This window comes from Halobellus sp. EA9 (genome assembly GCF_051195055.1).
Classification (GTDB): Archaea; Halobacteriota; Halobacteria; order Halobacteriales; family Haloferacaceae; genus Haloquadratum; species Haloquadratum rubicundus.
In genome coordinates, this window is the sequence record NZ_JBNTJW010000005.1 from 64,582 (window position 1) to 77,746 (window position 13,165).

At 69.0% G+C, this 13,165-nt stretch carries 14 protein-coding genes and 1 pseudogene; 6 read left to right on the plus strand and 9 right to left on the minus strand.

The window, feature by feature from the left end; genetic code table 11:
• Positions 1-36: 36 nt before the first annotated feature.
• The gene (locus tag ACQUQ0_RS07820) at positions 37-237 is read left to right on the plus strand and encodes an HEWD family protein (protein ID WP_372389604.1); all 201 of its coding nucleotides are present in this window, start codon (positions 37-39) and stop codon (positions 235-237) included.
• 28 nt (positions 238-265) lie between these two features.
• Here ACQUQ0_RS07820 and ACQUQ0_RS07825 read toward each other — a convergent pair whose 3' ends face one another.
• The 6 genes and pseudogenes from ACQUQ0_RS07825 to ACQUQ0_RS07850 form a co-directional block, all read right to left on the minus strand.
• Entirely contained in the window at positions 266-949 is a 684-nt protein-coding gene (locus ACQUQ0_RS07825; protein WP_435184386.1) for an HAD-IIB family hydrolase, read from the minus strand.
• Positions 950-1,032: 83 nt separating this feature from the next.
• Entirely contained in the window at positions 1,033-4,206 is a 3,174-nt protein-coding gene (ileS, locus tag ACQUQ0_RS07830; RefSeq protein ID WP_435184387.1) for an isoleucine--tRNA ligase, read from the minus strand.
• 79 nt (positions 4,207-4,285) lie between these two features.
• Positions 4,286-4,885, minus strand: coding sequence for a hypothetical protein (locus ACQUQ0_RS07835; protein ID WP_435184389.1), 600 nt, complete (start codon positions 4,883-4,885; stop codon positions 4,286-4,288).
• A gap of 320 nt (positions 4,886-5,205) precedes the next feature.
• Positions 5,206-5,664 (minus strand): hypothetical protein, encoded by a 459-nt coding sequence (locus ACQUQ0_RS07840; protein ID WP_435184391.1) that lies wholly within the window; start codon positions 5,662-5,664, stop codon positions 5,206-5,208.
• Between the two features lie 178 nt (positions 5,665-5,842).
• A pseudogene (locus ACQUQ0_RS07845) lies at positions 5,843-6,283 on the minus strand (bifunctional nuclease family protein); the annotation flags it as partial.
• A 73-nt stretch (positions 6,284-6,356) separates the two neighbouring features.
• Entirely contained in the window at positions 6,357-6,977 is a 621-nt protein-coding gene (locus tag ACQUQ0_RS07850; protein WP_435184393.1) for an ArsR/SmtB family transcription factor, read from the minus strand.
• Between the two features lie 113 nt (positions 6,978-7,090).
• Between ACQUQ0_RS07850 and ACQUQ0_RS07855 the strand changes: the two genes are divergently transcribed.
• The gene (locus ACQUQ0_RS07855; RefSeq protein ID WP_435184394.1) at positions 7,091-7,684 is read left to right on the plus strand and encodes a GNAT family N-acetyltransferase; all 594 of its coding nucleotides are present in this window, start codon (positions 7,091-7,093) and stop codon (positions 7,682-7,684) included.
• A 35-nt stretch (positions 7,685-7,719) separates the two neighbouring features.
• Here ACQUQ0_RS07855 and ACQUQ0_RS07860 read toward each other — a convergent pair whose 3' ends face one another.
• Positions 7,720-7,998: a hypothetical protein gene (locus ACQUQ0_RS07860; protein WP_435184396.1), complete on the minus strand. Its 279-nt coding sequence runs from the start codon at positions 7,996-7,998 to the stop codon at positions 7,720-7,722.
• 200 nt (positions 7,999-8,198) lie between these two features.
• Positions 8,199-8,513 (minus strand): DUF7520 family protein, encoded by a 315-nt coding sequence (locus ACQUQ0_RS07865; RefSeq protein ID WP_435184398.1) that lies wholly within the window; start codon positions 8,511-8,513, stop codon positions 8,199-8,201.
• A 122-nt stretch (positions 8,514-8,635) separates the two neighbouring features.
• Between ACQUQ0_RS07865 and cdd the strand changes: the two genes are divergently transcribed.
• The 3 genes from cdd to ACQUQ0_RS07880 all read left to right on the plus strand — a co-directional run bounded on the left by cdd (position 8,636) and on the right by ACQUQ0_RS07880 (position 11,239).
• Positions 8,636-9,082, plus strand: coding sequence for a cytidine deaminase (cdd, locus tag ACQUQ0_RS07870; RefSeq protein WP_435184400.1), 447 nt, complete (start codon positions 8,636-8,638; stop codon positions 9,080-9,082).
• A 57-nt stretch (positions 9,083-9,139) separates the two neighbouring features.
• Positions 9,140-9,958, plus strand: a complete 819-nt coding sequence (locus ACQUQ0_RS07875) for a nucleoside phosphorylase (RefSeq protein WP_435184402.1) — start codon at positions 9,140-9,142, stop codon at positions 9,956-9,958.
• Between the two features lie 93 nt (positions 9,959-10,051).
• Complete coding sequence (locus ACQUQ0_RS07880; RefSeq protein WP_435184404.1) at positions 10,052-11,239, plus strand: NAD(P)/FAD-dependent oxidoreductase; 1,188 nt, start codon at positions 10,052-10,054, stop codon at positions 11,237-11,239.
• Between the two features lie 206 nt (positions 11,240-11,445).
• On the opposite strand, the gene ACQUQ0_RS07885 is transcribed toward ACQUQ0_RS07880, so the two are convergent.
• Complete coding sequence (locus ACQUQ0_RS07885) at positions 11,446-11,979, minus strand: Rrf2 family transcriptional regulator (RefSeq protein WP_435184406.1); 534 nt, start codon at positions 11,977-11,979, stop codon at positions 11,446-11,448.
• Between the two features lie 187 nt (positions 11,980-12,166).
• Between ACQUQ0_RS07885 and rocF the strand changes: the two genes are divergently transcribed.
• Entirely contained in the window at positions 12,167-13,084 is a 918-nt protein-coding gene (gene rocF / locus ACQUQ0_RS07890; RefSeq protein ID WP_435184408.1) for an arginase, read from the plus strand.
• Positions 13,085-13,165: the final 81 nt, after the last annotated feature.

The following is a 13,165-nucleotide window of genomic DNA, read 5'->3' on the forward strand; positions in this document are numbered from 1 at the left end:
TCACAGTTAACAGGATCGCGCGCCGACGGGTGGGCGATGGCACCGACACTCCGAACCCCGACCGAACGGACCTGCGAGCGGTGCGGTCGCGAGGAAGTCTGGGACGGCGACGCCGGCACCTGGCGGCTGGCCGAGACGGACGGCGAGCGCGCCGTCGGGAGCCCGTACTGCATCCACGAGTGGGACATCAACGGCTCGTTCGTCCCGTTCGAAGACGACCACCCCGCGACGGCTTGATAGTGAGAGTAATCACTACGACTGCTCGTCACTCGGCCCGCGAGCCGAGCTCTTCCAGCACCGAGGCGGTCCCGTCGAAGTACGACTCGTCGAGAACGACGTCGGCGGCCTCGCGCGCGGCCGCGTCGGCGTTCGCGACGGCGTAGGACCAGCCGGCGACGCCGAACGTCGAGACGTCGTTTTCGCTGTCGCCGATCGCGACGAACGAGTCGGGATCGCGGTCGAGCGCCTCGGCCACCGCCTCCAGGCCGTCGCCCTTCTCGACGTCCGGCGTCTTGAGGTGGTACGCATAACCCGTGTCGACGACTTCGAGGTCGAACTTGGCGGCGACCTCGCGGAGGAGTTCCTCGTCGGCGTCGAGGTTCACGGCGATCTCCGTCCGCCGCCACTCGTTGACCGCGTCGAATCCGTCCCAGCCGAGGTCGCCGCCCCGCTCGACGAACGCGTCGGCCGCGGCCTGGGCCCGCTCCCGGTCGCCCTGGTAGGAGACGGCGCCGGCCGCGAGCACGACGCCGCCGTTCTCGGCGATCACGGTCGGCTCGATCCCGAGGTAGTGACAGAGGCTCACCGGGTAGGGGAACGCTTTCCCGGTCGCGAGGACGACCGGCGCGGTCCAGGCCTGGAGGTGGGCGAAGACGCGCGGGTCGAGTCTGCCGGACCCGTCGGTGAGCGTCCCGTCGATGTCGAGGACCAGCGGAGGCTCGGAGGTCATTGACGCTGATAGGCCCGCCCGGGGGAAAGAAGCACCGTTTGGCGGGTCGCGAGAGCTGTCCGTGGGCCGCGACCGCGACTCGCTTACGCGTCGACCGGCTCGACGCCGATCGTGACGGTCACGCCCTCGACGTCCCACTCCTCGACGAGCGCCGCGTCGCCGAGTTCGTCGGCGTCGACGAACGCCCGCGTGCGGGTCTCCTCGGCGACCACGTCGCGGTGGCGGTCGACGAACTCGGCGACCCGATCGTCGGCGACCTCGACGGCCGTCTCGATCTCGGCGTCGACCTCCAGGTCGAGTTGTTTGCGCATCTCCTGGATCCGACGGATCACGTCGCGCGCGTAGCCCTCGGCCTCGATCTCCTCGGTGAGGGAGGTGTCGACGTAGACGGTGCCGCCGTCGAAGTCCGCGCCCGAGACGTGCTCTGGGGGCTCGGCCTCGTAGCTCACCATCTCGTCGGTGAGTTCGTAGGTCTCGCCGTCGACGTCGACGCCGGACTCGACCGCCGCGCGCGTCTCGCCCCGGACGGCCTCCATCACCTTCTGGGCGTCGGCGCCGAACGCGGGGCCGATCACGCCCATCTCGGGGCTGGCGCGCTCGACCAGTTCGTCGAACTCCGCGACGACGTCGATTTCGCGGGCGTTGACCCGCTCGGAGAGGAGGGCCGACAGCGACTCGACCGCGTCGGCGACGCCGTCGTCCTCGGTGGCGACGACGACGCGCTGGACCGGCCACCGGAGCTTCCGGCCGCCCTGCTGGCGCGCGTTCGCCGCGGCCTCCTCGACGTCGCGGAGGACCGCCATCTGCCGCTCCAGTTCCGGATCGCGGCGGTCCGCGTCGGCCTCGGGGTACGACAGCGCGTGGACGCTCGTCGCCGATCCGTCGAGGTGCTGGTACATCCGCTCGGCGAGGTACGGCGTCACCGGAGCCAGGAGGCGGATCGTCTCGTCCATCACCGTCGCGAGCGTGGCGTAGGCGCCGCGCTTCGACGCCGAGTCCTCCTCTTCCCACATCCGCTCGCGGATCGCCTTCACGTAGAAGCGCGAGACGTCCTCGGTGAGGAATTCCAACACCGTGTTGAGCGCGGTGCTCACCTCGTAGTCCTCCCAGGCCTCTCTGGCTTCGGCCTCGACGGACTGGAGCCGCGAGAGGACCCACTCGTCGACGACGGTGAGGTCGCCGTCCGAGAGGTCGGCCTCGGCGGGATCGTAGCCGTCGAGGTCCATATACGGCAGGGGGAAGCGGAAGACGTTCCAGAAGATGTTGAGCGTCGACTGCATTTCGCCCAGGCCGTCCCACTCGAAGGAGAGGTCGACGCCCTGCTGGTCGTGGCTGAGGAGGTACGCCCGCAGCGGGTCGCGGCCGGCGCGCTCGATGGCCTCCTCGGGCGTGACGATGTTCCCGAGCGACTTGGACATCTTTCTTCCGTCCTCGTCGTTGACGAAGCCGTGCATCATCACTTCCTCGTATGGCGCGCGGCCGACGGCCGCAGAGCCCATTCCGAGCTGGGACCAGAACCACCCGCGGGTCTGGTCGTGGGCCTCGACGATCCAGTCGGCGGGCCACAGCTCCTCGTAGGCGTCGGTCTCGCTCGGGTAATCGAGCGTGCCCCACGTCGCGACCGAGGAGTCGATCCAGACGTCGAAGACGTCGGGGACGCGCTCGTAGGTCTTGCCGTCCTCGGTGATCGTCAGCGGATCGACCGAGGGCCGGTGGAGGTCGAGTTCGTCGGGGTCGACGTCCTGGTCCGCGCGCTCGGCGAGCTCCTCGCGCGTGCCGATCACGACCCAGTCGCCGTCGTCGGCCTGCCAGATCGGCAGGGGAATGCCCCAGTAGCGCTGCCGGGAGATGTTCCAGTCGGGCGCGTCCTCGACGAAGTCCCGGAAACGATTGTCGCGGGCCCACTGCGGGTACCACTCGGTCTCCTCGATGTTGTCCAGGAGGTCGTCCTTGATGTCGGTGACCGTGATGAACCACTGGTCGGTCGCGAGGAAGATGATGTCCGTGTCGCACCGCCAGCAGTGACCATACCGGTGCTCGTGGGTGCCCGACGCGAGCAGCGCGCCGTCCTCGTCGAGGTCGTCGATGATCTCCTCGTTGGCGTCGCGGACGAAGGTGCCCGCGTACTCGCCGGCTTGGTCGGTGAACTCCCCGCGGCCGTTCACGGGCACGAAGACGTCGAGATCGAGTTCCTGGCCGCGCGCGAAGTCCTCTTGACCGTGGCCCGGCGCGGAGTGGACCAGGCCGGTGCGGTCGGCCTCGACGTAGTCGGCCGTGTACACTTCCTGGGCGCCCTCGAAGTCGGCGTGCTCGTTCAGGTGCGGTTCGAGGGGGTTGTCGTAGGTCCAGCCCGTCAGCTCCTCGCCCGCGTACTCGTCTACGACCTCGTAGTCCTCGTAGCGACCCTCCTTGAGGACGTCCTCGACGCAGGGCTCGGCGATGTAGAGGACCTCCTCTTCTCGCGGCTGCCCGCCGCTCGAACTGTCCGAGGCGCTCTGCGCCTCGCTGTCGCCGCCCTTCTCGGCGCGGACAGCCTGGTAGGTCATCTCGCCGTCGACCGCGACGAAGGTGTTCGCGGGGATGGTCCACGGCGTCGTCGTCCAGATGACGAGGCTTCCCGCTCTGTCTTCCAGCGGGAACTTCACGTAGATCGACGGCGAGGTGATCTCGTCGTACTCGACCTCGTTTGCGGCGATGGCGGTCTGACAGCGCGGGCAGTAGTTCACCGAGCGCTTGCCCTGCTCGACGAGGCCGCGCTCGTCGACCTGCTGGAACGCCCACCACGCGGCCTCCATGTACTCGGGCGTGATGGTCTCGTAGGGGTTCTCCCAGTCCATCCAGACGCCGATCGACTGGAAGTCCTCGTCCATCGCCTCGCGGTTGCGGACGGCGAACTCCTTACACTCTTGGATGAACTCCTCGATGCCGTACTCTTCGATGTCGCGCTTGGTCTCGAAGCCGAGTTCCTCCTCGACTTTGACCTCGATCGGCAGGCCGTGCATGTCGTAGCCCGGCCGGTCGGTGACGCGGTGGCCGGTCATCCGCTTGTACCGGATGACGGCGTCCTTCAGCGTCTTGTTCCAGGCCGTGCCGAGGTGCATTTGACCTGACGTGTACGGCGGCCCGTCGACGAAGAAGAAGGGCGGGTCGTCGGCGTGGGCCTCCTTCGTCGCCTCGTAAGCGTCGGCGTCGTCCCAGTACTCCTCGACCGCGGACTCGACCGCCGCGGGCGTGTACTGGTCGTCGACTTCGTCCATACAGGTGGAGTGCCAGCGAACGTATATGAAATCCGTGGAACGGCCGCGAACGATCGGTTCTCCGAGCGCGGGGAGGATGTCAAGAACCGAGGCGGACCGTCCGCTCGGCGAGCAACGTCCCCGTTTCTTCGTCGTACACGGGCAGGCGGACCGTTCGGGGGCTCACATCGGCGCTGTACCGGACGAGCGTCGTCGCGATCACCTCCTCGGTGTCCGGCGGCAGATCGAGCTCCGAGGGGTCCCGCGGCGCTCGCGCCATCGGAGCGGTGACGGTCCGCCAGCCGGTCCAGCCGAGGTCGCCGTACAGGATCGTGGGGGCGACCTGGTAGGCGTTCGATCGCGACATCCGGGCCTCGTAGAGCACGAAGAACGTCGAGGAGTCGTCCGCCTCTCCCAACAGGTCGTCGAGGGAGTGCTCGTCCGGTGAGTACCCATCGGTGAAGAGCGCCGACACGTCGGACGGGGCGTCGGCGAACAATTCGGTGTGAGGGCTCGACGAGGACGACGCGGAGAGGCCGTCGACGAACCACGGTTCCGACGCCGGGTGAAAGGCGATGGTCGCGACGTCCATTTCGACGTCACCGCTCAGTTCTCGGCGCACCGTCCCGGTGCAGCCGGCGAGGGCGGTCAGCGACAGGGCGGCGGCCGACGTCGTCGAGAGGAGGGCTCGGCGATTCACGGTCGACTCTCTCGGAGCGACGAAAATATAACCACGGATCCGACCGCGACCGAAGAGGGTCGTGTGCAAATATCCCCTGTGGGCCACCATTCGGTGAGAATACTGGGTGTCCGGTCGTCGTGGTACCAGAACCGGTTCAGTGCGGGGCGGAGCTGTGGCAGCCGCGGAAGCGGAAGGGGCAGAGTGGATAACGTTGCGGTCGCCGCACCGATGCGTACCGCGAGCGAGGCCGGAGGCCGAGCGAGCGGCTCGTTTTTGGTCCAGATTTTTGTAAGGAGTGGTGCGCCGCAGGCGCACCCGACGCAGCAAAAAGGTGGGCTTTAGAAATCGGGGAGGTCCTCGGGCGCCTCGTATTCGGACTCCCAGGTGATGTACTCGTCTTTCAGGACGTCGCAGACGGTCTGTCCCAGTTCGGTCAGCCCGGCGTTGATCGACGAGACCGTCTTCCAGGAGTCGACGTCGGGGTGGATCTCCCGCTCCTTCCAGTCCTCGGGGATGCCGGGCGCGTGATAGCCCACGCGGTCGGCGAAGTCGTCCCAGAAGAAGTCGAAGTGCGAGAGCAGATCCAGATCGAGGACGACCTCCCACTCGGCTTCGGTCACGTCCGTCGATTCGCGCCACTCGACGAAGGCGTCCTCCCAGGCGCCGTCGCGGAGGAGCGCTTCGAGGTCGTCGCGCCGGTAGTCGGCGTCGCCGACGATCTCCGCGTCGTCGTACTCGTTGGGGTCGACGGCGTCTTCGAGCTCCGGTACCGCCGGGGTCTCGACCGAGAGCGTCATAGGGTCCGATTCGAGCGCGACCGGGATATACTGTCGGGAGTCGAGGCGCGCCGCCGACCCGTCACCGGCCGCCGAGCCCGCCGAAGTCGTCGAACTCGTCGAAGTCGTCGCGCTCTCCCGGAGGGTCGCCGGTCCGTTCGTCCGGGCCGCCGGGACCGGAGGATCCCTGTCGACCGTTCTCCGGGTCGTCGAGGTCGAAGCGCTCGGGCGGCTGGCCCGCCTCGTCGAGGACGACGTCGGAGACCTCGATCCGGCAGTCGACGCGGACCGCCAGCGCGATGGCGTCGCTCGGTCGGGCGTCGAAGACGAACTCCCGGGCCTGGCCGCGCTCGTAGCGCTCGGCGTCGACCTTCGCGTAGAAGGTGCCGTCCGCGACGTCGTCGATCCGCACGCGGTCGATCGCGCCGCCGAACTCGGTGAGCATCTCCACGAGGAGGTCGTGGGTCAGCGGCCGCTCGAACGCGTCGCCGGAGAGCGCGAACTGGATCGCCCGGGCCTGGTCGGCCGTGACCACGATCGGGAGGTACTCCTCCCGCGCGGACACGACGACCGCCGGGATGTTATCGCCGTCCGCGTCGACGCCGACGGCGATGCCCTCGACCTCGCCCGGGTGGTTCATACCTCCCCGTAGTGCGTCCTGGTACGAATACTTACGGGAGGCGGGCGGTGCCGCGGCAGTCCGCGGGCACCGATCACCGGCGCTGTCGGACGAACCAGACCGCGAACCACGCCAGCAGGACCGTCACGCCGCCGAGGAAGACGAGCAGGCCCGGCGGGACGCCCGAGGCGGCCGATTCGGCGGCGATGCGCGCGGATTCGGTGGACTGCGCCGAGAAGGTGCCGGCGTCGCCACCGCCGCCGGTCTTCGCGCCGAAGGGCAGTCCTTCGAGCGCGACCTGGGCGACGACGCTCACGAGGCCGACGACCGCGACGCCGCCGATCAGGCTCTTCAGCGCCGACGACAGCCCCGCCTTCTCCTCGTCGTTCGCCGCGACCACCACGAGCGGGCGGTCCGCGGGGCCGTAGACGTTCATCTCGCGGCCCTTCTCGGAGTAGACGGTGTCGACGACCTCGACCGCGCCGGCCGACTCCAGGCGTTCGAGGTGGTACTGGACGTTCTGCAGGGACGTCCCGACCGAATCGGCGAGGGCGGCGGGGTTCGTCGGCTCCTCGTGGAGCGCGGCGAGGATCTTCCGGGCGGTCGCCGAAGAGAGGACCGAGAGCAGTTCGTCGGCGTCGTCGTCGTCGAGTCCGACGACCCGGGGGGAGGCGTCGACCTCGGGCTCGGACTGGGAGGGCAGGAGGCGGGCCATCGCCCGACCGTACGACGGGGTCCGATACAAATCTGTTGTTCTCGCGGGGTCGGTGCGGTCGATCGATCGACCGCTCCGCAATACACTTGCGTGCCGGCGTCGTACTGGTGGCTATGTACGTCCGGGACGCGAAGAACCGCGACGAGGTCTGGTTGCTCGACAGGATCGAGGAGGCCGACATCGACGACCCCGCGTTCCGGTCGCGCGACTACGTCATCGCGCTCGACGAGGAGACGTCGCGGAAGGCGGGCTTCGGGCGCATCCGCGTCCACAAGACCGACGCGGGGAACTTCTGCGAGCTCGCGTTCGTCTACACCCTGCCGCCGTGGCGACAGCAGGGCGTCGCCGCCCACGTCATCGAGCGGCTCGTCGATGAGGCCTCCGACGAGGGCTACGACACGGTCTACACGTTCACGCGCCAGCCCGAGTACTTCACGCCGTTCGGGTTCGAGCCGCGCGAGACGAGCGAACTCCCCGAGCCGGTGGCCGAGCGCCTCCGGCGAGTGCGGAAGGAGCGGGGCGAAGACGTCATCGCGATGGCCGTCGAGCGGGCGGACTTCTCGGTGCCGTCGCGGTTCCGCGAGCGCTTCAAGAACGCCTCGCCCGCGGACGAGCCCGAAGACGGCGAGGTCCCCGTCGAGGAGACCGCCGAGGACTTCGGGATCGACGCCGACGAGGCGACGTACAAGTACGACACCGGGAACTGACGCTCGCGGGCGGCTACTGACTGACAACAGACAGATCAGGTCCGATCGTCGAGGAAGTCGGTGCTGAAGACGATGTACGCGAGCACCGAACAGAAGAGGATCGGGGGGAGGATCGCGAACGCCCACAGCGGCTCGATCCCCCAGCCCAGGAGGAGCACGACGTCCGCGAGCCCGATCGCGAGGAACGGCGCGACCGCGAGCGCGGCGCGTTTGCGATTCTTGCCGTCGTCGCCCTGGAGGGGCGCGTCGGGGTCGAACTCCTCGTCGGGCGCCGCGGCGTCGCCGCGATCGTCGGCCGTCGTGGACGAGGCCATACCCGAAGTCGGCGCCGGAGCGACAAAAGCGCCGCGCTCGCGGCCGCGGGGAGGCCGTCGATGTCGGGCCTATTCCGATTTCAGCACGGACGACAGTAGCCTCTACAAGTCTTCACTCACCTGATCGACGACTGCGTGTTATCGGACGAGCGATCAGTCGCGAACGCTACCCCCTCCGTCGACCCCGGACCGGGAGCCGATCAGACGCCGTCCTCGGCGCGTTCCGCGCGTGAGGCCAGTTCCACGAGGCCGAACAGCAGCCCGAGGAGCGCGCCCGAAATGACGACGCCGTATAGCGCGAAGGCGAGCGGCGTCACCGGCAGGGTCACGCCGGTGCCCAGGACCGGTATCTCCGAGGCGACGGCCGAGCCGTTGCTTCCGACGAGCCATCCGATGCCGGCCGAGATCCCCACGATCGAGGCCCCGACCGCTAGCATAATCCGGCGGCCGAGTCCCTCCCGTCCCGCGGCAGCCTCGGGAGTCGCGTCCGCGTCCGCGTTCGGTTCCGATTGCACACCTCCGCTACGGCGCGCGGGGGCCTTGCCCTTTCGGTCCGGCGTGGTCGGGACCTCCCGAGAGCGGCGGCGATCGGACCCGACGGCAACGTACAAACCCCGACCGCTCGAACGGGGGATCGATGACGGACGAACATAACCTCGTCGGGCGCGCACGCGAGGCGCTCGAAGACGCGCACGTCCCCTACTCCGAGTACCGGGTCGGCGCCGCGCTCGAAACCGCCGACGGCTCGGTCTACGTCGGCTGCAACATCGAGAACGCGAACTACTCCAACAGCCTCCACGCCGAGGAGGTCGCGATCGCCGAGGCGGTAAAGGAGGGCCACCGGGCCTTCGAGCGGGTCGCGGTTTCGTCGGGCGCCCGCGACGGCGTGACGCCCTGCGGGATGTGCCGGCAGACGCTCGCGGAGTTCGCCGACCCAGGGTTAGAAGTGGTCTGCGACGAGGGCGGCAACGAGACCTCGACGTACACGCTCGGCGAACTCCTCCCGAACGCCATCTCCACGGAGACGCTCTCGGACGCCGAAGCGAGGCGGGCCGGCGACCGGGACGGCGACGACGACGCGTAGATCGGACGCGGCCCGCCCGGGCGACAGTATATTTTCCCCGCGGACGGGAGTGCCTGTATGACCGACAGCGAAGACCCGAACGACGAGACCCAGTACCACCTCGCGGTCGGCCCCGACGACGTCGCCGACAGCGTTCTGCTGCCCGGCGATCCCGATCGCGTCGACAAGATCACGGCGCTGTGGGACGACCACGAGGAGCGCGCCGCCCACCGCGAGTACCGCACGGCCACCGGCACCTACGAGGGGACGCCGATCTCCGTCACCTCGACGGGCATCGGCAGCCCCTCCGCGGCCATCGCCGTCGAGGAGCTCGCCCGCGTCGGCGTGGACACCTTCGTCCGCGTCGGGTCCTGCGGCGCGATCCGGCCCGAGATGGACGTCGGCGACCTCGTCATCACCTCGGGCGCGGTCCGCCAGGAGGGCACCTCGAAGGAGTACGTCCGGGAGGACTACCCCGCGGTCGCCGACGGCGAGGTCGTCTCCGCGCTCGTCGCGGCCGCCGAGCGCCTCGGCTACGACTACCACGTGGGGCTGACGATGAGCGCCGACTCCTTCTACGCCGGCCAGGGCCGCGCCGGCTTCGAGGGCTTCACCGCGGCGGGCTCGGAGTCGCTGGTCGAAGAACTCCGGGACGCCAACGTGAAGAACATCGAGATGGAGGCGGCCGCGCTCCTCACGCTCGCGAACGTCTACGGGCTCCGCGCCGGCGCGGTCTGTTCGGTCTACGCCAACCGAGTGACGGGAGAGTTCCGCACCGAGGGCGAGTCGCGCGCGGCAGAGGCCGCAAGCCTGGCGGTCCACCTGCTCGCGAAGATGGAGGCGGTGAAGGAGGAGGCGGGCGCCGACCGCTGGCACGCGGGCCTGTCGATCGAGTGAGCGAGGCGGGAATCGCGGAAACCGCACCACGGCGGATTTCGCCGGCGGCGGCGTTTCGCAGTCCCTTTATTCGATGCCGCCGCAGGGTCGCGTATGAGTACGCAGGTCGTCGTCGTCGGTTCCGGCTACGCGGGCGCCGGCGCCGTCAAACGGCTCGAAGATGAACTCGATTCCGATGCGGAACTCACCTGGATCTCCGAGAACGAGTACCACCTCGTCCTCCACGAGGTCCACCGCTGCATCCGCGACCCGAGCGTCGAATCGAAGATCGCCATCCCGATCGACGAGATCAAATCCGACTCGACGGCGTTCGTCAAGGGCCACGTCACGGACGTCGACGTCGACGAGCGCGTCGTCGAACTCGACGGCGGCGAGGACGTCGACTACGACTACCTCCTCCTGGCCGTCGGGTCGGGCACGGCCTTCTTCGGCATCGACGGGCTCGAAGAACACGCCCACGAACTGAAGGGCCTCGACGACGCCCGCGCGATCCACGCCGACGTGAAGGAGGCCGCAGAGGACGCCTCCCGCGACGACCCCGCACAGGTCATCGTCGGCGGCGCGGGCCTCTCGGGCATCCAGACCGCTGGCGAGATCGCGGAGTACCGCGACGAGCACCGCGCGCCGATCGACGTCACGCTTGTCGAGGGCCTCGACGAGGTCTTCCCCGGCAACGACCCCGAGCTCCAGGGCGCGCTCCGCAAGCGCCTCGAAGACCTCGACGTCGAGATCCTCACCGGCGACTTCATCTCCGAAGTCGACGAGGAGACCGCCTACCTCGGCGGCGGCGAGGACGACCCGGCGCTCGATTACGACGTCCTCATCTGGACCGGCGGGATCACCGGCCACGACGAGGTCCACGGGATGGACCTCGACCAGGACGACCGCTCGCACCGGGTCTTCGCGGACGCGGACTTCCAGACCTCCGACGAGCGCGTCTTCGCGCTCGGCGACACCGCCCTGGTCGAACAGGGTCCCGACGACGTCGCGCCGCCGACCGCCCAGGCCGCCTGGCAGGCCGCCGACGTCGCCGGCGAGAACGTCGCCCGCGCCGTCGCGGGCAAGCCGCTGAAGACCTGGCGGCACGACGACAAGGGAACGGTCGTCTCCGTCGGCGACGACGCCGTCGCCCACGACGTCAAACTGCCGGTGCTGGGTCGCTTCCCGATGAACGTCTTCGGCGGGCCCGCCGCGCGGAACCTCAAGAAGACGATCGCCGCCCGCTGGATCGCCGACGTCGCCTCGCCGCGCCACGCGCTGGACGCGTGGGACAGCCTGTAATCCGGCACCCGTAGCAGCGTCCACTCGTCGGCGGCGCGACGCCCCGACGGAGCAACCCTGCACGCCACGATCGGCGTGCGGAGTAATCACATCAGACGGAAGCGCAGGAGTCGCTTCTGTCCAGGATGCTACGACGCCGGCGGCGTGGCAGAGTCGACAGTCGGACTGCGGCAGAAGCGAGTCGAGAGGCGGAAAGCGCCGAGAGATCAGTGCGAGGCGTCGCTGACGGGCGCGCGCATGTCCTCGATCCGGAGGATCAGGATGTTCCCGGTGTCGTCCTTGCCGTCGACGACGCCCTCGATGACGAGCTTCGAGAGCGGCGTCGGGCCGACGGTGACCTCGTCGCCCTCGTGGAACTCCCGTACCGAGCCCTGGATGTGGATCTCCGCGCGGCAGAGTTCCGGATGGTGAACCGACGAGAGGTCGATCTCGTCGACGTTGGCGTTCTCGACCTCCTCGCCGTCGTGGAAGAGCGGGACGAACGCGGGCTCGTCCATCTGATTGACGTCGAGCGCCTCGTAGGCGTTCGCGGTCGGCTTGTACCCGCCCTTGGGGCCGGGGACGCCCTCGACCAACTGGAGGGCCTTCAGGCTCTGCATCTGGTTCCGGATCGTGCCGGGGTTACGGTCGACCTCGGCGGCGATGTCCTCGCCCTTGACTGCATCTTCGGTCTCGCGATGGAGATTTATCAGCGCCGTCAGAATAGTTTTCTGACTGGACGTCAGTTCGATGGATGACATACCCAATCATTCGCCGTATACGGCCTTAAATCCGGTGGATGGTTTTACCGACTGTCAAACAGTCACCCGATTTTCGACCCGAAACCGTACCGGTATCTCAATATCGGAACATAGCGCTCGGGTCCGCTCCCCTCCTCGCCGGCACCGTCGGCGGAATCACTTTGTGCGTTCTGGCTCGTGAAGGCCTATGGACGGAGCGACGCGAACGGTCCAGATCATCGGTGCGCCGACCGACTACGGCGCCAACCGCCGGGGCGTCGATATGGGGCCCTCGGCGATCCGCTATGCGGGCCTCGCGGACCAGCTGAGACAGATCGGTATCGACGTCGTGGACGGCGGCGACATCCCGGCGCCGCGGGCCGAAGAGCGCGACCCCGAGGCCGAGACGCTCGCGAGCGGCCGGGCGAAGTTCCTCCGGGAGACCCGCCAGGTCGCGACCCGGCTGGCCGACCGCGTCGCCGAGACGCTCGCGGCCGGGGAGACGCCGCTGGTCCTCGGGGGCGATCACTCAGTCGCGATCGGCTCGGTCACGGGATCAGCCCGGGACGCGCGGGTCGGCGCCGTCTGGTTCGACGCCCACGGCGACTTCAACACGCCGGCGACGTCGCCGTCGGGGAACGTCCACGGAATGCCGCTGGCAGCGCTCCTCGGCGTCGGCGAGTTCGACGGCGTCGAGTGGGCGAACGCGGTCGGCCTCGACGCGGAGAACGTCGCGCTCGTCGGCCTCCGCGACGTCGACGCCGACGAGCGGCGGGCCATCCGGGACTCCCCGGTGACGGCGTTCACGATGTCGGACATCGACGAGCGCGGGATCCCGGCGGTCGTCGACGACGCCCTCGACGTCGCGACGGTCGGGACCGACGGCGTCCACGTCAGCCTCGACCTCGACTGGCTCGACCCCCGCGAGGCGCCCGGCGTCGGAACCCCTGTCCGCGGCGGGGTCACGTACCGCGAGGCCCACGCGGCGCTGGAGGCGGTCGCCGAGTGCGACTGCCTGCGCTCGCTGGAGCTCGTCGAGGTGAACCCCATCCTCGACGAGCACAACGAGACCGCGGCGCTGGCGACGGAGCTGGCGGCGAGCGCGCTCGGAAAACAGATCCTGTGACGGGCGTGCGATACGCCCCCACACCGCGTTTCCGGTGAAATCGACCGGTTCGAAGGCGTCAGGTCGCGCGGCGGGCCGGTC

Excerpts from the sequence above, each read along its gene's own strand:
- ACQUQ0_RS07850 (WP_435184393.1), bottom strand. The coding sequence starts at position 6,977 with ATGGCCCGCCTCCTGCCCTCCCAGTCCGAGCCCGAGGTCGACGCCTCC.
- ACQUQ0_RS07855 (WP_435184394.1), top strand. The coding sequence starts at position 7,091 with ATGTACGTCCGGGACGCGAAGAACCGCGACGAGGTCTGGTTGCTCGAC.
- ACQUQ0_RS07825 (WP_435184386.1), bottom strand. The coding sequence starts at position 949 with ATGACCTCCGAGCCTCCGCTGGTCCTCGACATCGACGGGACGCTCACC.
- ACQUQ0_RS07875 (WP_435184402.1), top strand. The coding sequence starts at position 9,140 with ATGACCGACAGCGAAGACCCGAACGACGAGACCCAGTACCACCTCGCG.
- ileS (WP_435184387.1), bottom strand. The coding sequence starts at position 4,206 with ATGGACGAAGTCGACGACCAGTACACGCCCGCGGCGGTCGAGTCCGCG.
- ACQUQ0_RS07860 (WP_435184396.1), bottom strand. The coding sequence starts at position 7,998 with ATGGCCTCGTCCACGACGGCCGACGATCGCGGCGACGCCGCGGCGCCC.
- ACQUQ0_RS07840 (WP_435184391.1), bottom strand. The coding sequence starts at position 5,664 with ATGACGCTCTCGGTCGAGACCCCGGCGGTACCGGAGCTCGAAGACGCC.
- ACQUQ0_RS07885 (WP_435184406.1), bottom strand. The coding sequence starts at position 11,979 with ATGTCATCCATCGAACTGACGTCCAGTCAGAAAACTATTCTGACGGCG.
- rocF (WP_435184408.1), top strand. The coding sequence starts at position 12,167 with ATGGACGGAGCGACGCGAACGGTCCAGATCATCGGTGCGCCGACCGAC.
- ACQUQ0_RS07820 (WP_372389604.1), top strand. The coding sequence starts at position 37 with ATGGCACCGACACTCCGAACCCCGACCGAACGGACCTGCGAGCGGTGC.
- ACQUQ0_RS07880 (WP_435184404.1), top strand. The coding sequence starts at position 10,052 with ATGAGTACGCAGGTCGTCGTCGTCGGTTCCGGCTACGCGGGCGCCGGC.
- cdd (WP_435184400.1), top strand. The coding sequence starts at position 8,636 with ATGACGGACGAACATAACCTCGTCGGGCGCGCACGCGAGGCGCTCGAA.